Source organism: Pseudomonas abyssi (assembly GCF_002307495.1).
Classification (GTDB): domain Bacteria; phylum Pseudomonadota; class Gammaproteobacteria; order Pseudomonadales; family Pseudomonadaceae; genus Halopseudomonas; species Halopseudomonas abyssi.
In genome coordinates this window covers 43,886-63,594 of the sequence record NZ_NTMR01000029.1, presented here as the reverse complement: position 1 = coordinate 63,594, position 19,709 = coordinate 43,886, and the positions used below count along the sequence as shown (strand labels likewise).

The following is a 19,709-nucleotide window of genomic DNA, read 5'->3' as shown; positions in this document are numbered from 1 at the left end:
CATAAAGGTGCCCCACATGCAGAGTTCGGTTACCGAGTTTCTAACTCCGCGTCATATCGACGTACAGGAAACTTCGCCCACGCGCGCCAAGATCACTCTTGAGCCGCTGGAGCGTGGTTTCGGTCATACCCTGGGCAATGCGCTGCGTCGCATTCTGCTCTCGTCCATGCCCGGCTGCGCCGTGGTAGAGGCCGAAATCGATGGCGTTTTGCACGAGTACAGCGCTATCGAAGGCGTCCAGGAAGATGTCATCGAGATCCTGCTCAACCTGAAAGGGTTGGCGATCAACATGCACGGTCGCGACCAGGTAACCCTGAACCTTTCCAAGAAAGGCCCGGGCGTTGTCACCGCTGCCGACATTCAGCTCGACCACGAAGTCGAAATCGTTAATCCGGACCACGTGATTGCCACGCTGTCCGACAACGGCGAGCTGACCATGAAGCTGACCGTGGCCCGTGGCCGCGGTTATGAGCCGGCCGACGCGCGTCAGTCCGATGAGGACGAAACGCGCTCCATTGGCCGTCTGCAGCTGGACGCCACTTACACTCCTGTTCGCCGTGTGGCTTACGTGGTGGAAAGTGCGCGGGTCGAGCAGCGTACCAACCTGGACAAACTGGTTATCGACCTGGAGACCAACGGTACTCTGGATCCGGAAGAAGCTATTCGCCGCGCTGCAACTATTCTGCAGCAGCAGCTGGCCGCTTTCGTTGATCTGAAGGGTGACCAGGAGCCGGTTGTCGAGCAGCAGGAAGACGAGATCGATCCGATTCTGCTGCGTCCGGTGGACGACCTTGAGCTGACTGTCCGTTCGGCCAACTGCTTGAAGGCTGAAAATATTTACTACATTGGCGATCTGATCCAGCGTACCGAAGTAGAGCTGCTGAAGACCCCGAACCTGGGTAAGAAGTCCCTGACCGAGATCAAGGACGTTCTGGCTTCGCGTGGTCTGTCTCTGGGTATGCGTCTGGACAACTGGCCGCCTGCAAGCTTGAAGAAGGACGACAAGGTTTCGGCCTGATCGTCTTGACACCGAGGAATTGAGAGATGCGTCATCGTAAAAGTGGTCGTCACCTGAGTCGCACCAGCGCACACCGCAAGGCCATGTTCCAGAACATGGCAGTGTCGCTGTTCGAAAACGAACTGATCAAAACTACTCTGCCGAAAGCCAAGGAACTGCGTCGCGTCGCCGAGCCGCTGATCACCCTGGCCAAGGAAGACACCGTAGCCAACCGTCGTCTGGCGTTTGACCGTACTCGTAGCAAAGCTGCGGTCGGCAAACTGTTCAACGACCTGGGCAAGCGCTATGCAACCCGTCCGGGTGGCTATGTGCGCATTCTGAAGTGCGGTTTCCGCGCTGGCGATGCTGCCCCGATGGCTTACGTTGAGCTGGTTGACCGCCCTGAAGCGGCTGCAGCTGACGAGTAAGTTAGTCAGGCACGACAAGAAAACCGGCTTAGGCCGGTTTTTTTGTGTCTGCGATTTGGTGCTGGATGTGCCGAATGAAGTGAGGAGCCGCCGCGGGGCGGCTCCTCTATTCGAGATCAGTCGCGGTCGCGCTCTAGCAGCGGGCCAAGAAAGCGCCCGGTGTGAGAGGCTGCCTCGGCCGCGATCTGCTCCGGCGTACCGGCGGCGATGATCTGACCACCACCAGAGCCGCCCTCTGGGCCGAGGTCGACAATCCAGTCTGCAGTCTTGATGACGTCTAGGTTGTGCTCGATCACCACGACGGTGTTGCCGTGGTCACGCAGGCGGTGCAGCACATCCAGTAGCTGCTGGATATCCGCGAAGTGCAAGCCGGTAGTCGGCTCATCGAGAATGTAGAGGGTCTTGCCGGTGTCGCGCTTGGAGAGCTCGCGGGCCAGCTTCACGCGCTGGGCTTCACCGCCAGACAGCGTGGTTGCTGACTGTCCCAGGCGGATATACGACAGGCCGACATCCATCAGGGTCTGCAGCTTGCGAGCGAGCGCCGGGACCGCATCAAAAAAGTCACGGGCTTCCTCGATGGTCATCTCCAGCACTTCGTGGATGTTCTTGCCCTTGTACTTGATCTCCAGCGTCTCGCGGTTGTAACGCTTGCTCTTGCAGACATCGCAAGGCACGTAAATGTCTGGCAGGAAGTGCATCTCCACCTTGATCAGGCCGTCGCCCTGGCAGGCTTCGCACCGTCCGCCCTTAACGTTGAAAGAGAAGCGGCCTGCCTTGTAGCCGCGTGAGCGGGCTTCCTGCGTGCCGGCGAACAGTTCGCGAATTGGAGTGAACAAGCCGGTGTAGGTGGCCGGGTTGGAGCGCGGGGTACGGCCGATCGGGCTCTGGTCGATGTCGACCACCTTGTCCAGGTGCTGCAGGCCGTCAAAGCTGCCGTAAGGCGCCGTTTCCAGCGTAGTGGCGCCGTTCAGTGCGGTGGCGGTGATCGGGAACAGGGTGTTGTTGATCAGCGTCGACTTGCCCGACCCTGATACGCCGGTAACGCAGGTCAGCAGTCCGACCGGAATCTCCAGGTTTACCTTCTGCAGATTGTTTCCGCAGGCGCCCTTGAGGCGCAGCCACTCGTTCTTGCGCAGTGGTGTGCGCTCGGCGGGTACGGCGATTTTTACCTTGCCGGACAGGTATTTGCCGGTCAGCGAGGCGGGGTCGTCCATCACCTGCTGCGCCGTGCCGTGGGATACAACCCGGCCACCGTGTACGCCGGCGCCGGGGCCGATGTCGACGACGTAATCGGCCAGCCGAATAGCGTCCTCGTCATGCTCTACCACAATCACGGTGTTACCGAGGTCGCGCAAATGAACCAGCGTCGCGAGCAGGCGCTCGTTATCGCGCTGGTGCAGGCCGATGGACGGCTCGTCGAGGATGTACATGACGCCGACCAGTCCCGCGCCGATCTGGCTGGCCAGGCGAATGCGCTGAGCCTCGCCGCCGGACAGGGTGTCGGCGCTGCGATCCAGGGTCAGATAGTCGAGGCCGACGTTGACCAGGAACATCAGGCGTGCCCGGATTTCCTTGAGGATCTTCTCGGCGATTTCGCCGCGGCTGCCTTCCAGGGTGAGGTGTTCGAAGTACGCTGCGGCCGCGCCGACGGGCAAGGTAGTCAGGCCCGGCAGGTTGCGATTGTCGATCATGACGTGGCGTGCTTCGCGGCGCAGTCGGGTGCCGTGACAGTCCGGACAGGGCTGGGTGCTCAGGTACTTGGCCAGTTCTTCGCGCACGCTTTGGGATTCGGTTTCCCGGTAACGCCGCTCCAGGTTGGGCACGATGCCCTCGAACGGGTGCTCGCGCTGGACTACATCGCCGCGGTCGTTGAGGTAGCGGAAGGGAACCTTGTCATTGCCGGTGCCTTGCAGGATCAGCTTGCGGTGCTCGTCCGGTATCTGGTCGAAGGGCATGTCCAGGTCGATGCCGTAGTGCTCGGCTAGCGAGCTGAGCATCTGGAAGTAATAGACGTTGCGTCTGTCCCAACCGCGAATGGCGCCCTCGGCCAGCGTCAGCTCGCCGTTGACCAGACGCCGGGCATCGAAGAACTGCTTTACGCCCAGGCCGTCACAGGTGGGGCAGGCACCCGCGGGGTTGTTGAAGGAGAACAGCCGCGGTTCCAGCTCGCTGATCGAATGCCCGCACTCGGGGCAGGCGAAGCGGGCGCTGAAGGTGACTTCTTCGCCGTCTTCGCCATCCATCGGCGCGATAATGGCGATGCCGTCGGCAAGGCCGATGGCGGTTTCGAAGGACTCGGCCAGCCGCTGCTGCAGGTCGGCGCGCACCTTGAAGCGGTCAACCACCACTTCGATGGTGTGCTTGCGCTTTTTGTCCAGCGCCGGTGCTTCATCCAGATCATGGATGCGGCCGTCGATGCGTGCGCGGACGAAGCCCTGCGCGCGCAGTTCGTCGATCAGTGCCAGGTGCTCGCCCTTGCGTTCGCGTAGCACCGGTGCCAGCAGCATCAGCTTGCTGCCCTCGGGCATCGCCAAAACCTGGTCGACCATCTGGCTGATGGTCTGTGCCGCCAGCGGCAGGTTGTGGTCTGGGCACATGGGGGTGCCGACGCGGGCGAACAGCAGACGCAGGTAGTCGTAAATCTCAGTGATGGTGCCGACGGTGGAACGCGGGTTGTGCGACGTTGACTTCTGCTCGATGGAGATCGCCGGGGACAACCCTTCGATATGGTCGACATCGGGCTTTTCCATCATCGATAGAAACTGCCGCGCGTAGGCGGACAGTGATTCGACGTAGCGGCGTTGACCCTCTGCGTAGAGGGTGTCGAACGCCAGTGACGACTTGCCTGAGCCGGACAGTCCGGTGATCACGATCAGCTTGTCGCGTGGCAGATCAAGGTCGACGTTCTTCAGGTTGTGCGTGCGTGCACCCCGTATCTGGATGGTATCCACAGTACTCTCACCTCGCGGCCGACAAAGCAGACAAGTATACGTGTTGCGCCGGTCCGGCGGCAAAGTGGCGCAACCGGGCGGTGTGCGTCCCGAGATGGGGGCAGGCATGGTAATATCCGCGCTTTTACCCGGAGCTGTCATGCATCAGGTTGACTCCATGAGCCCCCAGGAACGCCGCGCTTCCGTTTCGCTGGCACTGGTCTTTGCCTTCCGTATGCTTGGCCTGTTCATGGTGTTGCCGGTACTGGCGACCTGGGGGCAGCAGCTGCAGGGCGCCACACCCTTTCTGATTGGTATGGCGATTGGCGCCTACGGGTTGACTCAGGCGTTTCTGCAGATTCCCTTCGGCATGCTCTCGGACCGCGTTGGGCGCAAGCCGGTGATTGTCTTTGGTCTACTGCTGTTTGCCGCTGGCGGACTGGTTGCGGCGGGAGCCGACAGCATCACCCAGGTGATCGCCGGGCGCGTGCTGCAGGGCGCCGGCGCGATTGCCGCCGCAGTGATGGCGCTGGTGGCCGACTCCACGAGAGAGCAGCATCGCACCAAGGCAATGGCGATGATCGGCATGAGCATTGGTCTGGCCTTTGCCGTGGCCATGGTCGCCGGGCCGGTGGTCGCACGGGTGGCGGGGCTCAGTGGCGTCTTTCTGTCCACCTCTGCTCTGGCGCTGGTCGGTATCGTACTGGTGATATTGGCGGTGCCCACGCCTCGTCATACGCAACCGCACCGCGACGCTGGGGTTGTGCGGGGCGCATTGTGGCCTGCGCTGGCCAATGGGCAACTGCTGCGGCTGAATTACGGTATTGCCTGTCTGCACGCCATCCTGATGGCGACCTTTCTGGCCATCCCGCTGGCTCTGCAACAGCAGGCGGGGCTGGCCAAGGAAGAGCACTGGTGGGTCTATCTGGCCGCGCTGCTGCTGTCGTTCTTCGGCATGGTGCCCTTTATCATTTATGCCGAGCGGCAACGGCAAATGAAGCGCGTGATGCTCGGTGCGGTGGCGGTGCTCGCCCTGGTACAGCCGCTGTTCTGGTTGAGCCAGCACAGTCTGCCCTGGCTGGTGGCGGCGATTATTCTATTCTTTGTCGGTTTCAACTTGCTGGAAGCGACCCTGCCGTCGCTGCTTAGCAAGATTGCGCCGGCTGGCGGCAAGGGCACGGCGATGGGGGTTTATTCGACCAGCCAGTTTGCCGGCGCGGCGCTGGGCGGCATGTTCGGCGGCTGGCTGTTTGCGCAGTTCGGACTGAGCGGCGTCTTCGTCGGTTGCGCGCTGCTGGCGCTGTCGTGGCTGGTCATTGGTGGTACCATGCGCGAACCGCCTTATGTGACCAGTTATCGCCTGGCGTTGTCCCCCGCCTGTCTTGACGATGCCGCGCTGGCCACCCGCCTGCAGGCCGTTGCAGGTGTGACCGAAGTCGTGATTGTTGCCGAGGAGGCAGCAGCCTACTTGAAAGTGGACGCTAAGATATTGGATCGTGAGGCACTTAACCGGGTCGCAGCACCCGTTTGATCACCAGGTACAGCAGGAGAATGGCATGGCCAGAGGCGTAAACAAGGTAATTTTGATCGGTAATGTCGGTGGTGATCCGGAAGTGCGCTATCTGCCCAACGGTAATGCCGTGGCCAACGTGACGCTGGCCACCAGCGACAGCTGGAAGGACAAGCAGACCGGCCAGATGCAGGAGCGCACCGAATGGCACCGCGTGGTGTTTTTCGGTCGTATCGCCGAGGTAGTGGGCGAATACGCGCGCAAGGGCTCCAAGCTCTATATCGAGGGACGCCTGCAGACCCGCGAGTGGGAGAAGGACGGCGTCAAGCGTTACACCACCGAAGTGGTTGTCGACATGGGTGGCCAGATGCAGCTGCTGGACAGCCGTCAGGGCGGTGGTGGTGAGCAGGGCATGGGCCAGTCCCGTCCGCAGCGTCCGGCACCGCAGTCGCAGCCGGCAGCGCAGCCGCAGCAGCAGGCGCCGCAGCAGTCGGCACCGGATTACGACAGCTTTGATGATGACATTCCGTTCTAGAATGTAGCTGTCGCCGAAACCCGACATGACCTAGGATCTTGCATCCCCGGTCTGCCGGGTTTTTTTGTGGCTCGTGAGAGGTCCTGCGTCGGTGTCGATGCCGGGCTGCGGGTTGTCCAGTTACTCCAGCTCGGGGATTTTCAGCATGTCAGAAGTCTATTTCGTTCGTCACGGTCAGGCGTCCTTCGGTAGTGACAACTACGATCAACTATCGGAAAAAGGTCACCTGCAGGCCCGTCTGCTGGGCGAGTACTTTGCCAGCCAGCAGATGCAGTTTGATCATATTCTGACCGGCGACATGGTGCGCCACCGCGAGACCGCCGAGGGCATCTGCGCCGGTATGGGCATTGAGCCGACGGGCTTTCAGGTCTTTGCCGAACTCAACGAGTTTGACTTTCACTCCATCCTGCATGCCTTTCTGGCCCAGCACCCTGAGCAGGCGCTGCCGGAAAAACCGGCCGTGGCGGATTTCTTCAAGCGTCTCAAGCAGGGCATTGTGCTTTGGTCAGAGGGCGAGCTGGAAGGCGACTTGCCGGAAACCTGGGCCGAGTTCGAGCAGCGTATCCTCACTGCGCGTGAGCACATCATGAACAACTTCAAGGGTAGCCGTGTGCTGGCTGTCAGTTCCGGTGGCGCGATTGCCATGCTGGTGCGTCAGTTGTTGGAGGCGCCGAGCAAGACCATGGTCGAGCTGAACCTGCAGACGCGCAATACCGGGCTGATTCATTGTGTATTCAACCAGCGGGCAATGCGTCTTGCGGGCTTCAACGCGGTTCCGCATCTGGACAGTCCGCAGCGCCGTGAGTTGATCACCTACACCTGAGCAGCTGCGGAGTTCGCATGTGACAGGTGACGGCGGTGGCATAAAGGCTGCACAATATTTGCCTGTTTCTGATTCAAGGATCATCAAGGCATGCGAATGCGGGTGTTGCTGCTGGGCAAGACGTCCCTGCTAGGTCAGGCGTTGGTTACTCAGGCGGCGCAAGACGATATCGAGTTTCTGCTGGTGGACGAGCCACCAGTCAGCTGGGAGCCGGCGCAGTTAGCCGGCTGGCTTGATGCATTGCAGCCGGACGCAGTGCTGGACCTGAGTTTTTATCATCAGCAGTTTCAGGTGCTGGACCCGACCCCGGAAGGGCTTGCGGCCGAGCGCGTCTTTGCCCGCGAGCTAGTGGCCCAGTGCGCCGGCCGGGATCTGCTGCTGTATCGGCTGTCCAGTACGCGGGTGTTCGACGGTGTGAAAGAGCAGGCCTACACCGAAAAGGATCCGCTGACACCCATTGGTGCCCACGGCGCGCTGCAGGCCGAGCTGGACCAATTGCTGCAGGGGCAGTGTCGACGTCATCTGCTGCTGCGGTTCAGTTGGGTGCTGGATAGCTCGCCCGAGGGGATGCTGCAGCGGCTGGTCACGCAGTTAGTGGCCGGCGACAGCGTTTCCCTGGCGGAGGAGTGGCGGGGCACCCCCACACCGCTGGAGGATATGGCGCGCGTGGTGCTGGCCGGACTCAAGCAGCTGGACTGCGGTAGCGAACTGTATGGCTGTTACCACTATGCCAGTGCCGAGGTCGCCAGCTGGATCAGTTTTGCCCGTACCCTGGCGCAGGAGCTGGTGCTGGATGGACAGCTGGCGCGCGAGCCGGTCATCGAGCCTGTTTCTTTCGATAGTCAGCCTGCGGCGGCGCTGGAGCCGCGCAATGCTGTGCTCAGCGGCCGGCGTCTGCTCTATGTGTTTGGCATCAAGCCGCGGACCTGGCGTGTCAGTCTCACGGCATTGCTGGGCTCGCACTGAGCGGCGGTCCGCTTTTTTGTCTGACCCTGAATAAAAAATCCCCCGAGACCACGTAGGCCCCAGGGGGAAGTGCAGCCGTGAGTGAGGGTCTGCTTAAAACTTGTAGCCCAGACCGACCATGTAAACCATCGGGTCGATGTCGACATCCACAGAGACCTTGGTCGGACCTGCGTAGGTTGTGCCGGTGGTTTCGATGTCGATGTAGCGGATCTGGGCGTTCAGCATCAGCTTGTCGCTCAGCATGTAGTCCATACCCAGCTGCGCCGCCAGACCCCATGAGTCATCCAGTTCCAGGCCGCTGAAGCCTGCTGCTTCTGCTTCGCTGCTCAGCTTGTCATCGAACATCCAGGTGTAGTTGATGCCCAGGCCCGCGTACGGTTGGAAGGCGGAGCTGCTGGCCATCGGGTAGTACAGGACGCTGACAGTCGGCGGCAGGTGCTTGGTGGAGCCCAGCTCCAGGCCGCCCAGACCTTTGGTGCCGATGTCGTGCTCGAACGGGGTGGCAGCCAGCACTTCAACAGCCCAGTTGTCGGACAGCATGTACGCCAGGTTCAGACCCAGTTGGGTGTCGCTGTTGAGGGTGGCGGCAGTGCCGGCCTGCGGTACACCGCCGACCTTGACGCGGCTGCTGTCCTCTTTCGGGTCAACAGTAACGGCACCGGCGCGAACGATGATGTCGCCCGCCTGGTGGGCCTGAGCGGTTACCGAAACGGCCAGCAGGACGGGGGCGAAGAGCGCTGCGAGGCCGAGGCGGGATGCAAAAGCGGACATGTTCAGTCTCCTAATGTGTTGGACAGTTGCTACTCTACGGCCTGCCCTGGATCGGACTATTGATCTGGAGCAAGTGCCGGGCACGGGTGGGTGCGGCAGGCTGCCACACCCAGATTGAGAGTGCGGTTGCAGACACTTTAGTATAAAGATGATAATCATTCTCTTTTTTGACGGGCTGGTCAGGCCAGCCTTCGCCGGGGGAACAGCGAATGAAAGCAGTTTGGCTGGTCGCGTTGCTGGCCGTGCCGCTCAGCCTGCAGGCGCAGCAGGCATTGCAGCAGGCGCAGCAGGAAAGTCGTGAACTGACCGCCGAGGCGGTTGCCACGCAGCAACGCATCGATAACCTTGATGACGCCGCCCGAGCCGCGTTGGAGGAGTACACCCAGGCTCAGGATCAGGCGCTGGCGCTGAACGAGTACAGCGAGCGCCTGCAGCTGATGGTGGAGGCGCAGGCGCAGGAGCTGACCAGTCTGCAGCAGCAGATCGACAGTCTGGCGGACACCCAGCGCGAGATGCTGCCGCTGATCCGCCGCATGATCGAGTCACTGCAGGCCTTTGTCGCGCTGGATATGCCGTTTCTGCTGGATGAGCGTGAGGGCCGCATTGCCCGCTTGCAGGACCTGCTGATCGACCCCGAAATCAGCGTGGCCGAGCTCTACCGGCGGGTGCTGGAGGCTTACCAGATTGAGAGCGACTATGGTCGCACTCTGGAGGCCTGGCGCGGCCAGTTGCCAGCCGGCGAACAGGCGCGAGTGGTCGAGTTCTTGCGCATTGGCCGGCTGATGTTCTTTTATCAAAGCCTTGATGGTCAGGAACAGGGTTACTGGGATACTGCCGCTGGCAGTTGGCAGGCGCTGCCGGCCAGCTATCGCCGCCCCCTGAGCGATGGCATTGCCATTGCCCGCAACGAGCAGTCGCCACAGCTGTTGCGCTTGCCCATGCCGCCAGTCAGCACGGAGGTAGCCCAATGAAAGCTCGCTTCTGGGTACTGATGCTCTGTTGCCTGGCGCCGCTGGCGCAGGCCCAGTCTTTCGACAAGCAGGCGCTGCTGGAGCAGATTCGCGAAACCCGCAGTACCGAACAGGCCGCCATGCGCGAGCGTGAGCAACGCTTCCTGCGTGAGCGCAATCAGCAGCAGGCGCGCCTCTCGCAGGCGCGGGCCGAGCTGACAAGCGCGCAGGCCCGCGCCGACGAGCTGGATGCGCTCTTCAAGGCGCAAAGCGAACAGCTGGCGCAACTGCGTCAGGAGCTGACCGAGCGCAGCGGCAATCTTGGAGAGCTGTTCGGCGTGGTGCGTCAGGGCGCTGGCGATACCCTCAGTCAATGGCAGGATTCCCTGCTCAACGCCCGTTACCCGGAACGCCAGCGCGAGCTGGAAGCCTTGTCGCAAAGCAGCCGCATCCCCAGTGTCGAGGTGCTGGAGCAATTCTGGTACCGGCTACAGCAGGACATGAACGCCAGCGGTGAAGTGGCGCGCTTTAGCGCACCGCTGATCGACCGTCAGGGTAACCAGCAGGCGCAGCCCGTTGTTGCGGTCGGGCCTTTTGTTGCGGTTGCCGGCGATGAATATCTGCTGTATCAGGCCGACAGCCAGGCGTTGCAGGTGGCAGCACGTCAACCCGATGGCGTGGGCCTGCTGGCAGACTTTCTCGCGCCCCGCGAGGCGGTGGCCGATATCGCCATCGATCCGGCGCGCGGTCAGGTCATTGAACAGCTGCAGCGTACCCCGGACCTGCTGACCCGTCTGTCCCAGGGCGGCATTGTCGGCTATGTCATCGTGGCTCTGGGGGCGTTGGGCATAGTGCTGGCGCTGGCGCGGCTGGCTTGGTTGCAGCTGGTGCAGCGCCGGGTTGATCGGCAGATTGCGGACCTCGACCAGTTGGCCGACAGCAACCCGCTGGGCCGTGTGTTGAGTGTGATTGGCAGCCGTCCGCGGCTGGAAGAACTGGATACCCTGGAACTCAAGCTGGACGAGGCCATCCTGCGCGAAACGCCTGCGCTGGAGCGCTGGCAGGGGCTGATCAAGCTGCTGGCCGCAGTGGCGCCACTGCTGGGGCTGCTGGGGACGGTGACGGGCATGATCGCCACCTTCCAGGCGATCACCCAATATGGCACCGGCGATCCGAAGATGATGGCCGATGGTATCTCGCAGGCGCTGGTCACCACGGTGCTCGGGTTGGTGGCGGCTATTCCGCTGCTGTTCCTGCACAGCCTGGTGGCGGCGCGCAGCAAGGCGTTGATCCAGTTGCTGGAACAGCAGAGCGCCGGGCTGATTGCCCTGCACCTTGGCGGGGAGCGGCGCAGTGACTGAGGTCCTGTGGCGGCTGCCGGACTTTCTCGACAGCGGTGGCTGGGTGCTGTGGACCATTCTAGGCGCCACCGTGCTGCTGTGGACGCTGATGCTGGAGCGGCTGTGGTATCTGTCACTGGTGTTTCCGCGCCGCGCCGAGGGCTATTGCGACGGCTGGCAGGCGCGCAGCGAACGGCGCAGCGCTGCCGCGCGACATATTCGCAGCGCATGGCTGGCGCAGGCGCAGGCGCAGCTCAACCGCTATCTGCCGATGGTGCGAGTGCTGATCGCGCTGTGCCCGCTGTTGGGGTTGCTGGGTACGGTCAGTGGCATGATTCAGGTATTCGATGTGATGGCTATCAGCGGCAACGGCAACCCGCGCGCAATGGCGGCAGGGGTGTCCCGTGCCACGGTGCCGACCATGGCCGGCATGGTGATTGCCATCAGTGGCCTGTTTTGTCTGGCGCGACTCGATCAGCAGTCGCGGCGAGCGCTGCAGCGGTTGTCCGACCGCCTGCAGCACGATTAGGAGAAATTGCGATGCGCATGCGCAGGCATCACGCCAACGCCGATGACGAGGCCGGCATCGACCTTACGCCGATGCTGGATATCGTCTTCATCATGCTGATCTTTTTTATTGTTACCAGCTCCTTCGTCAAGGAAACCGGCATCGACATCGAGCGGCCGTCGGCCGACAGTGCCGTCGACAAGCCCAAGGGCACCATTTTGATTGCGGTCAGTGCCGACGGGGAAATCTGGATGGACCACAAGCCGGTGGATATTCGCGCCGTGCGGGCGGCGGTCGAGCGCATGCGCGCTGACCAGCCGGACAGCACAGTGGTGGTGCAGGCCGATACCGACGCGCGTACCGGGTTGGTTATCCGGGTGATGGATCAGGCGCGGCTGGCCGGGGTCGAGGATGTTGCCCTGGCCGCCACGGCGGGGCCCTGATGCGGCTGCTGGGCAGTTTTGTCGGCGCGCTGCTGGTAGCGCTGCTGCTGTTTGGGTTGATGCTGGCGCTGATCATGCCGTCCAATGACCCGCCACCGCAGTCGTCGGAACTGTTGCGCGTGGGCGTCGCCCGCAGTGTGCAGGAGAGCCGCACTGAGCCGGCCGATCCGTTGCAGCCGCCGGAGCGCCCGACGCCGCCAGAGCAGCCGCCCGAGGTTGCGCCGCAGCCGCAGGTAACCCCGCAGGTTCCGGCGTTGGATCTCAATATCGATGTGCCGCAGCTCAATACCCGCATCGATATGGGCGCGGCGCCCGCGTTGCCGCCATTGCAGGCCGCTGCCCAGCCGGCGCCGGCACCCAGCTCGCCAGCGCCGGTCAGTGCGCCGCCGCCGGGCAGCGCCGAGGAAGTCACCCCGCTGGTGGACATTCCGCCGGAGTATCCGCGCCGGGCGCTGGCGGCCGGTATCGAGGGACAGGTGACCTTGCAGTTCACCGTCAACGCCGAAGGGCGGGTAGAGAACATTCGCATACTCAGCGCCGAGCCGCCCGGGGTGTTCGAGCGCGCAGCGCGCCGAGCGGTCAGTCGCTGGCGCTTCGCGCCGCGCCGGGAGAACGGCGTGGCGGTCTCACGCGAGGTGAGCAAGACCATGAACTTCCGTCTGGAGGGTCGCCGCTGATGCTGCGCTGGTTACTGCTGCTGTGCCTGTTGAGCGCCCCCGCGCTGGCCAAGGAAATTGACGCTGAGGTGTACGTTGCCATTCAAGCCGCCACCGATGCCGAGGCGGCGGGCGATCTGGGTAAGGCGCGCGAGGCGCTGGAGCAGGCGCTGCCACAGGCTGAAAGCGGGACTCTGGAGCGCGCGCTGGTCGCCCAGCGGCTGGCGTACCTAGCGATCGCTGCCCAACGCAACGCAGCGGCCATCGACTGGCTGCGCGAGGCGCTGGCTCAGCAGCAGCTGGACGAGGCGGCGGCGCTGCAGGACCGGCAGAATCTGGCTCGCCTGCTGATGCAGGCGCAGCGCTATCCCGAGGCGGTCACAGAGCTGGAAAGCCTGCCCCGCACTGACAGCAATCGCCAGCTGCTGGTGCAGGCCTATCGCCAGTTGGGGCAATTTCGCAAGGCCGTTCCGCTGGCCGAGCAGGTGGTGCGCGCGAACCCGCAGGCGGATGACATCTGGTACCGCCTGCTGGTGGGTATGAACTATGAGCTGGAGCGGTTTGATCAGGCGGTGCGCTGGCAGCAGGCGCTGTTGCAGCGTGCGCCCGAGAGTGTCGATAACTGGCGTCAGCTGGCGAGCATGCAGAGTCTGGCTGGCGAGCAGGTGGCGGCCGCTGCGACCCTGCGACTGGCGCGGGAGGCGGGGATTGCACTGGCTACCACCGATCTCGAGAATCTGGTCGCCCTGCATGCGCAGAGTGGCGCCCCCTGGCAGGCGGCGCGCCTGATGCAGGCGTTGCTGGATGAGGGCCTGCTGAGTAGCAGCGCGGATCGTCTGCGCCGTCTTGCCTATCTGTGGCAAACCGCGCGTGATCATGAGCGCGCCCTGGCCGCTTGGGAGCGGGTGGCACGTAGCGGCAACAGCGCTGACCGCTTGCAGCTGGCGTGGCTGCAATACCAGCAGCGTCAGTGGCAGGCCGCGCTGGCGACCTTGCAGGCGGTGCAGCCGGCTAACGCCAGTCAGCGACGCCAGTTGCAAAGTCTGAAGCAGGCCGCCGAGGCGAGGCTTGCCAGGCCCGAGTCCGGCTCAGACCCTAGTAGCTGAACACTTCGATTTCCAGCGCTTCCAGTCGATAGCCTGCGCTGGCCAGTTCGCTGCTGCTTTGTTCCACGTGCATGATGCCGCTGATCCAGTAGGGCACATAGGTCGTCTCCAGAGCGATGCCAATTTCACTCTGCACCAGCACGATCTGGTTGGATGGCGGCGGCGGTACGTGGATGCAGGCGCCGAAGTAGGGCACCAGCAGGAACTCGGTCACCCGCTGGTTGGGGTCTACGCTCAGCGGCACGATGTAGCCCGGAAGTTTGACCTCCTGGCCGTCCAGCGCGGCGACGGTGGGCGCGTTGGTCATGCTTTGCATCAGCGGATTGCTGGCCGCCTGGTCCTCTGAGGTCAGGCCGTCGTGTTGCGCCTGGGGCATGCCGTAAAGGTGCTCACTGCCTGCGGGCACCAGGTCGTCCCAGCTGAGTTCTCGGGCGGCCCAGGCCGGCAGGGTCAGCAGCAGACTCAGGCTCAGGGCAAACAGACGAATCAGATACATCGGTGGTCTCGGTGATTACAGGCGGATGGACAGGCCGTCCAAGAGCGCCTGGCGGTAGGCGCGCCACGCCGGGATGCAGCCCATCAGCAGGCTGGCGGCCAGGATGCCGGCCAACAACTGCAGTTCGCTGCGGGTCGGCCAAGCCAGCGGCAGAAACAGGCCATACTGCTGTTCCAGCCAGGGGCGGGCCACGGCCATGCCAGCATACAACAGTGCCAGACCCAGCGCGATGCCGGCCAGGGTCAGGCTGACCGCCTCCAGCACCAGCAGGCTGAAAATATGCAACGGCCGGGCGCCGACCGAACGCAGCACGGCCATTTCGCGCCGGCGTTCGTTAAGGCCGCTGAGAATGGCGGTCAGCATGCCGACCAAGCCCGTCAGAACGACAAACACCGAGACCAGCAGCAGCGCCTTCTCTGCCACGCTCAGCAAGCTCCACAGCTCTTGCAGGGCCACCCCGGGCAGGATGGCCAGCAGCGGCTCGCCGCTGAACTCATTGATCTGCCGCTGCAAGGCGAATGTGTCGATGCGCCGCTCCAGCCCCAGCATGAACGCGGTGATGGCAGCGGGAGTCAGATCGAGTTCGCGCGCCTGTTCGGCGCTGATCTTGCCCGCGCCCCGGGCTGGCATGCCCTGCTGCCAGTCGACATGCAGCGCTTCCATGCCTTCCAGGCTGATATGGATGGTGCGGTCTACCGGCGTGCCGGTCTTGGCCAGGATGCCAACCACCCGGAAGGGTTTGTCCGCGTGCTTGACGAAGCTCACCGCGCCGGCGCCGTGGGCCAGCACCAGCTCGGTGCCTAACTGGTAGCCCAGCTCGCGGGCAATATCGGCGCCGAGTACGGCATCGTAAAGGTCGCTGAAGCGCTTGCCCTGGCTCAGTGTCAGCGCCTGGTCACGGCCAAAGCGGTAGTGGTCGAAGTAGGCCTGATTGGTCCCCAGCACTCGAAAGCCGCGATGCGAATCGCCCAGCGACAGGGGGATTGCCCATTTGACCTGCGGTTGGTGGCTGATCTGCTCAAAGCTGTCCCAGCGGATATTGTTGGTGGCATTGCCGATGCGGAACACCGAGTACAGCAGCAACTGAACCGAGCCTGAGCGGGCGCCAACGATCAGGTCAGTGCCGCTGACCGTGCTGGCAAAGCTGGCGCGGGCTTCGGTGCGCACCCGCTCGACAGACAGCAGCAGGGTGACGCTCAGGGCAATGGCGATCACCGTCAGCAGGGCGGAAAAGCGGCGGTTGGCCAGGCTTTGCAAGGCGAGACGCATCAGGTACATCAGAGAATCTCCGGCTGGCTGGCGCGGTTGAGTTCGGCCAGCGACAGGGCACGGTCAAAGCGGGTTGCCAGGCTGGTGTCGTGGCTGACAAACAGCAGGCTGCTGCCCATCTGTGCGCACTCATCGAACAGTAGCTTGAGAAAAGCGTCGCGGCTGTCGGCATCCAGTGCCGAGGTGGGTTCGTCGGCAATCACCAGCTCGGGGCTGCCAATCAGCGCGCGGGCGGCGGCTACCCGCTGCTGCTGGCCGATGGACAGGGCACCGGCGCTGCGCTGATGCAGGGTGGCGTCGCTCAGGCCAAGCTCGCGCAGCAGGTGTTCGGCAGCCGTGTTCAGGTCCGGCTGCTGGCGCAGGGCTCGCTCGCGGCGCAGGCTGGAGAAGCGGCAGGGCAGGGTGACATTATCCAGCACCGAGAGGTACGGCAGCAGGTTGAACTGCTGGAACAGATAGCCGGTGTGATCGGCGCGAAAACGGTCTCTGCGCAAGGCGGAGAGTTGACGCAATGACTGGCCCAGCAGGGTAATGGCGCCTTGTTGTGGCTGATGTACACCGCCGAGCAGGCCGAGCAGGGTAGTCTTGCCGCTGCCCGATGGCCCCTTGAGAAAGAGTCGTTCGCCCGCTTGCAGGCTGAAGGCCGGGATATCCAGCAGCAGCGGCTGGCCCGGCCAGGCAAACTGCAGATCACTGACCTGCAGTAGTGGTGTACTCATCGGCTGATTCAGTCCAGTGACAAGGTGGGTTGCTCGGCGGTCAGTATCGCGCCGTGTTGGCCGCTGGCAGTGATCGCTTGTACCTGAATGCGTTGCATGGCGGGGTAGTCATTGAACAACGGGAGAGTCAGGGCTTCAAGTTGCTCGGGGGCATCGCAGACGTAGTCAAAACGACCTTCGATATCCGCGTGCTCACCGTGTTCATGGCTATGGTCGTGCGCGTGCTCATGGTCGTCATGGTGGTCATGCTCGTCGTGGTCCTGTGCGGCAAACAACGGACTGTCCAGGTCGACCTGTTGCAGCTGGCACCCGGCGGCCGGCGTGAAGCTAAACAAGCCGTCGGCTTGCTCCATCGCTGCCTTGACGCGGGCTACGGTGGCGCGGTCTTCGTCCGTGCTGGGCTGGTACTCAAAACCGACCAGGTTGGCGGCTGGGCTATCGAGCTCCAGGCTGGCCTGGTTGCCATCGACCACCAGATTGAGGCTGGCGACGCCGTGTTCGTGGGCACCCAGGCTGTCGTGTTCATGCTCGTGTTCGTGGGCGTGCAGGGCTTGGCTGCAGGGAAGAGCTAGGGCGAGGGCAAGCAGGGTGCGGCGCATGGCAAGACTCCAACTGGAATGGGGAAAACGTTATCTTATTTCATTTCCCTGTTGTTACAACCCCGGCATGCCTGCCTGCCCGGTTAGGGCGCGCCCAGGCTCAGTACAGCGCCTGATATAGCTTGCGGCGGTATTGCACGGTGAGCGGGTGCTCACCGCCCAGGGCGTCGAAGACCTGCAGCAGCGTCTTTTGCGCCGCACCGTCGCCCCAGCCGCGGTCGCGCTGCAGCAGTTCGAGCAGCGCGGCGAGGGCGGTATCACTGTTGCCAGCGGTCAGGTCCAGCAGGGCCAGTTGGTAGCGTGCTTCGCTGTCGCCGGCGTCGCTGCTCAGGCGTGTCTGCAGCGTGTCGCGTGGCGGTAAGTCAGTGGTCTGGCGGGCAAAGCTGAGTTGCGCCTTGAGTGCGCTCAGGGTTTGCTTGTGCTGATCTTTTTGTTGGATCGCTTGCAGCACCTTGTCGGCGTCATCCAGTTGGCCGTCAGCCAGCAGGGCGCGGGCCAGCAGCAGGAGCAGGCTGTCGTCGGTCTCATCCTGCAGCGCTGGCTGCAGCAGGGCAATCGCCTCCTGCGCCTGACCGGCGTCGATCAGCGCCTGGGCCTGGCTTGCCAGGTCGCCTTCTGGGGCGCTTTCTTCTTGGGCCTGCGGTTCGGCAACGTGCGGGGCCAGCAGTTCGCGGATGGCGCTCTCGGTCTGGATGCCGGCAAAGCCCTCGACGGGCTGGCCGTCCTTGAACAGCACCACGGTGGGCAGGCTGCGAATGCCAAAGCGCTCGGTCAAGCCGACCTCGACGTCGCAGTTGACCTTGGCCAGCAGCAGCTCGCCCTGATAGCTGTCGACAATCTTCTCCAGCACAGGAAACAGCGCCTTGCAGGGCGCGCACCAGTCGGCCCAGAAGTCGACCAGCACCGGCTTGTGGAAGGAGTTCTCCAGCACATAGCGGTCGAAGGTATCGGTGGTGGCGTCAAACAGGTAGGGCGAGGACATAAGGCGATTCCGCAGCGAGTGTGGGGGACTGTTTTATATGGGGGCGCTGGCGCCGGGGTCAAGCCTGTAGAGGCTGACGTCGCGAAACTCCAGCGGCTCGCCCAGATCAGGCCAGGTCTGGCCTGGCAGGATGGCGCTGCGCTGGTAGCGCGGGTGCACCAGGTCGCGCACCCGTGAATCGGCGATTAGCACCTGCCTGGCGCGACCGGCAAAGTGCTCCAGCAGTGGCCGGTTCTCGACGTCGTAGAGCACGTCGGCGGCGATCAGCAGGTCGATGTCGCCCGCCACGGCAAAGTAATCGTCGGACAAAGTCAGACGCAGGTCATTGAGGCGCGCATTCAACGCGCAGGCCAGCAACGCCGGCTCGTCGAGATCGCAGGCGATGACTTCACCGGCGCCCGCCAGGCGGCATGCCAGGGCGACCACGCCGGACCCCGAACCAAAATCCAGCACCCGCTTGCCGCGGACCTCGGCCGGGTTATCCAGCACCCAGCGCGCCAGCGCCAGCCCGCTACCCCAGCAGAAGCCCCAGTAGGGCGGGTGCTCCAGCAGGCGACGGGTTTCCTCGGCGGCAAAGGCGCGGTCCAGGTTGGCCGGGTCCAGCAGCCAGAGTTCCAGCTCGGGCAGGCCGGGCACTCGGGTCGGCGTCAGCTGGGCATCGGGCAATACCTGATGGAGGGCGTCGGTGAGTGTCTGCAGCGTCATGGCAAGGCTCCTGGTCAGGAGGGCATTGTAACGGCAAGCGGGTGCCTGGGTGTCAGCGGGATGTCGGCCAGACGGCTGCGCAGAAACTCGATCAGCGCGCGGGTCGCCAGCGTGGGGTAGAGGTTGGGCGCGGTGAGCAGGTACAGGTGATCGCCCCAGGCATCCACCCGGGCGCGATACTGCGGCAGGACGACCTGCAGCTGGCCGCTCTCCAGCTCATCGCGGACCGCATAGTACGGCAGTAGTGCGCAGCCCAGACCCTGCTGCGCGGCGCGGCGCAGAAACAGCATGTCTTCGGTCTGCAGGCGCGGACGCAGGGTCAGCACCTGGCGATGGCGACCGTCCGACAGCTCCAGCGGCAGACGCAGGTCGGCCACCTTGACGCTGACCATGGCGCAGCGCAGCAGATCTTCGGGTTGTTGCGGTGCGCCGACCCGGCTCAGGTAGGCCGGGCTGGCGCACAGCACCCAGTCGATGGGCCCCAGGTCGCGGGCAACCAGGGTATCGGGCGGGGTGTTGGTGACGCGGATCGCCAGGTCGATCTCTTCGGCGACCAGATCAAAGATGCGGTTGCTGAAAGTCAGCTGCAGGCTGACATCCGGGTAGGCCTCGGCAAACTCCAGCAGCAGCGGCCCAAGCACCTGTTGCCCGAGCGCTGAGGGCACGCTCAGGCGCAGATGGCCGCGCAGGTTGCGCCCAAGGTTGTCCACCGTCGACTGTAGTGCGCTCAACTCCTGGCTGATGCGCGCGGCATGCTCGTACATGGCCCAGCCGATCTGGGTCGGCTCGATACGCCGGGTGGTGCGGCGCAGCAGCTGCACTTCAAGGTCCTGCTCCAGCGCTTTCAGCCGTCGGCTGACGTGTGAGCGCGAGGTGCCGAGCCGGCGGGCGGCGCCGCTCATGCTGCCGGCCTCGACGATGGCGCTGAAGTACTGCAGGGTCTTGATGTCCATATTGTTGCCTATTGGTAAACAGT

21 protein-coding genes are annotated in these 19,709 nt (G+C 63.6%); 12 read left to right on the top strand and 9 right to left on the bottom strand.

Translation table 11 applies throughout. The features are described 5' to 3' along the window. Positions 1-16 precede the first annotated feature (16 nt). Together CNQ84_RS18250 and rplQ are read left to right on the top strand one after the other, a co-directional pair. Complete coding sequence (locus CNQ84_RS18250) at positions 17-1,018, top strand: DNA-directed RNA polymerase subunit alpha (RefSeq protein WP_083728620.1); 1,002 nt, start codon at positions 17-19, stop codon at positions 1,016-1,018. 26 nt (positions 1,019-1,044) lie between these two features. After that, positions 1,045-1,425 (top strand): 50S ribosomal protein L17, encoded by a 381-nt coding sequence (gene rplQ, locus CNQ84_RS18245; protein WP_083728619.1) that lies wholly within the window; start codon positions 1,045-1,047, stop codon positions 1,423-1,425. A gap of 116 nt (positions 1,426-1,541) precedes the next feature. On the opposite strand, the gene uvrA is transcribed toward rplQ, so the two are convergent. After that, complete coding sequence (uvrA, locus tag CNQ84_RS18240; protein ID WP_096006249.1) at positions 1,542-4,376, bottom strand: excinuclease ABC subunit UvrA; 2,835 nt, start codon at positions 4,374-4,376, stop codon at positions 1,542-1,544. Positions 4,377-4,515: 139 nt separating this feature from the next. On the opposite strand from uvrA, the gene CNQ84_RS18235 reads away from it, so the two are divergent. The 4 genes from CNQ84_RS18235 (at position 4,516) to CNQ84_RS18220 (ending at position 8,189) form a co-directional block, all read left to right on the top strand. Beyond that, positions 4,516-5,886: an MFS transporter gene (locus CNQ84_RS18235; protein WP_096006248.1), complete on the top strand. Its 1,371-nt coding sequence runs from the start codon at positions 4,516-4,518 to the stop codon at positions 5,884-5,886. A 25-nt stretch (positions 5,887-5,911) separates the two neighbouring features. Then, positions 5,912-6,400, top strand: coding sequence for a single-stranded DNA-binding protein (gene ssb / locus CNQ84_RS18230; RefSeq protein WP_083728616.1), 489 nt, complete (start codon positions 5,912-5,914; stop codon positions 6,398-6,400). Between the two features lie 145 nt (positions 6,401-6,545). After that, a complete protein-coding gene (locus CNQ84_RS18225; protein WP_096006247.1) occupies positions 6,546-7,223 on the top strand; it encodes a histidine phosphatase family protein in 678 nt (225 codons plus the stop codon). A 90-nt stretch (positions 7,224-7,313) separates the two neighbouring features. Then, positions 7,314-8,189 carry a sugar nucleotide-binding protein gene (locus tag CNQ84_RS18220; protein ID WP_096006246.1) on the top strand — a complete coding sequence of 292 codons (876 nt, stop codon included), beginning with the start codon at positions 7,314-7,316 and terminating at the stop codon, positions 8,187-8,189. A gap of 93 nt (positions 8,190-8,282) precedes the next feature. On the opposite strand, the gene CNQ84_RS18215 is transcribed toward CNQ84_RS18220, so the two are convergent. After that, the gene (locus tag CNQ84_RS18215; RefSeq protein ID WP_096006260.1) at positions 8,283-8,975 is read right to left on the bottom strand and encodes an OmpW/AlkL family protein; all 693 of its coding nucleotides are present in this window, start codon (positions 8,973-8,975) and stop codon (positions 8,283-8,285) included. Positions 8,976-9,169: 194 nt separating this feature from the next. On the opposite strand from CNQ84_RS18215, the gene CNQ84_RS18210 reads away from it, so the two are divergent. Genes CNQ84_RS18210 through CNQ84_RS18185 form a run of 6 tightly spaced genes read left to right on the top strand, consistent with a single transcriptional unit; the run spans position 9,170 to position 13,963 of the window. After that, complete coding sequence (locus CNQ84_RS18210) at positions 9,170-9,931, top strand: DUF3450 domain-containing protein (protein ID WP_096006245.1); 762 nt, start codon at positions 9,170-9,172, stop codon at positions 9,929-9,931. After that, entirely contained in the window at positions 9,928-11,271 is a 1,344-nt protein-coding gene (locus tag CNQ84_RS18205) for a MotA/TolQ/ExbB proton channel family protein (protein WP_096006244.1), read from the top strand. Before CNQ84_RS18210 ends, CNQ84_RS18205 begins: the two co-directional genes overlap by 4 nt. Beyond that, positions 11,264-11,779 (top strand): MotA/TolQ/ExbB proton channel family protein, encoded by a 516-nt coding sequence (locus CNQ84_RS18200; RefSeq protein ID WP_245841506.1) that lies wholly within the window; start codon positions 11,264-11,266, stop codon positions 11,777-11,779. The genes CNQ84_RS18205 and CNQ84_RS18200 overlap by 8 nt, the downstream gene beginning before the upstream one ends. A gap of 11 nt (positions 11,780-11,790) precedes the next feature. Next, positions 11,791-12,201 carry an ExbD/TolR family protein gene (locus CNQ84_RS18195; RefSeq protein ID WP_096006243.1) on the top strand — a complete coding sequence of 137 codons (411 nt, stop codon included), beginning with the start codon at positions 11,791-11,793 and terminating at the stop codon, positions 12,199-12,201. After that, the gene (locus CNQ84_RS18190; RefSeq protein ID WP_096006242.1) at positions 12,201-12,878 is read left to right on the top strand and encodes an energy transducer TonB; all 678 of its coding nucleotides are present in this window, start codon (positions 12,201-12,203) and stop codon (positions 12,876-12,878) included. Before CNQ84_RS18195 ends, CNQ84_RS18190 begins: the two co-directional genes overlap by 1 nt. After that, positions 12,878-13,963 (top strand): tetratricopeptide repeat protein, encoded by a 1,086-nt coding sequence (locus CNQ84_RS18185; RefSeq protein ID WP_096006241.1) that lies wholly within the window; start codon positions 12,878-12,880, stop codon positions 13,961-13,963. The genes CNQ84_RS18190 and CNQ84_RS18185 overlap by 1 nt, the downstream gene beginning before the upstream one ends. On the opposite strand, the gene CNQ84_RS18180 is transcribed toward CNQ84_RS18185, so the two are convergent. From CNQ84_RS18180 to CNQ84_RS18150, 7 genes are all read right to left on the bottom strand, one after another. Further along, positions 13,953-14,459, bottom strand: coding sequence for a DUF3299 domain-containing protein (locus tag CNQ84_RS18180; RefSeq protein WP_096006240.1), 507 nt, complete (start codon positions 14,457-14,459; stop codon positions 13,953-13,955). The two genes, CNQ84_RS18185 and CNQ84_RS18180, sit on opposite strands and share 11 nt — an antisense overlap. A 15-nt stretch (positions 14,460-14,474) precedes the next feature. Further along, a complete protein-coding gene (locus CNQ84_RS18175; RefSeq protein WP_096006239.1) occupies positions 14,475-15,737 on the bottom strand; it encodes an ABC transporter permease in 1,263 nt (420 codons plus the stop codon). After that, positions 15,737-16,447, bottom strand: coding sequence for an ABC transporter ATP-binding protein (locus CNQ84_RS18170; RefSeq protein WP_096006238.1), 711 nt, complete (start codon positions 16,445-16,447; stop codon positions 15,737-15,739). The genes CNQ84_RS18175 and CNQ84_RS18170 overlap by 1 nt, the downstream gene beginning before the upstream one ends. Positions 16,448-16,455: 8 nt before the next feature. Next, on the bottom strand, positions 16,456-17,046 hold the full coding sequence (locus tag CNQ84_RS18165; RefSeq protein WP_096006237.1) for a DUF2796 domain-containing protein: 591 nt from the start codon (positions 17,044-17,046) through the stop codon (positions 16,456-16,458). Between the two features lie 100 nt (positions 17,047-17,146). After that, positions 17,147-18,028: a tetratricopeptide repeat protein gene (locus tag CNQ84_RS18160; protein WP_096006236.1), complete on the bottom strand. Its 882-nt coding sequence runs from the start codon at positions 18,026-18,028 to the stop codon at positions 17,147-17,149. A 33-nt stretch (positions 18,029-18,061) separates the two neighbouring features. After that, complete coding sequence (locus CNQ84_RS18155) at positions 18,062-18,733, bottom strand: class I SAM-dependent methyltransferase (protein WP_096006235.1); 672 nt, start codon at positions 18,731-18,733, stop codon at positions 18,062-18,064. Positions 18,734-18,747: 14 nt separating this feature from the next. Beyond that, a complete protein-coding gene (locus CNQ84_RS18150; protein ID WP_165771325.1) occupies positions 18,748-19,686 on the bottom strand; it encodes a LysR family transcriptional regulator in 939 nt (312 codons plus the stop codon). Between the last annotated feature and the right edge of the window lie 23 nt (positions 19,687-19,709).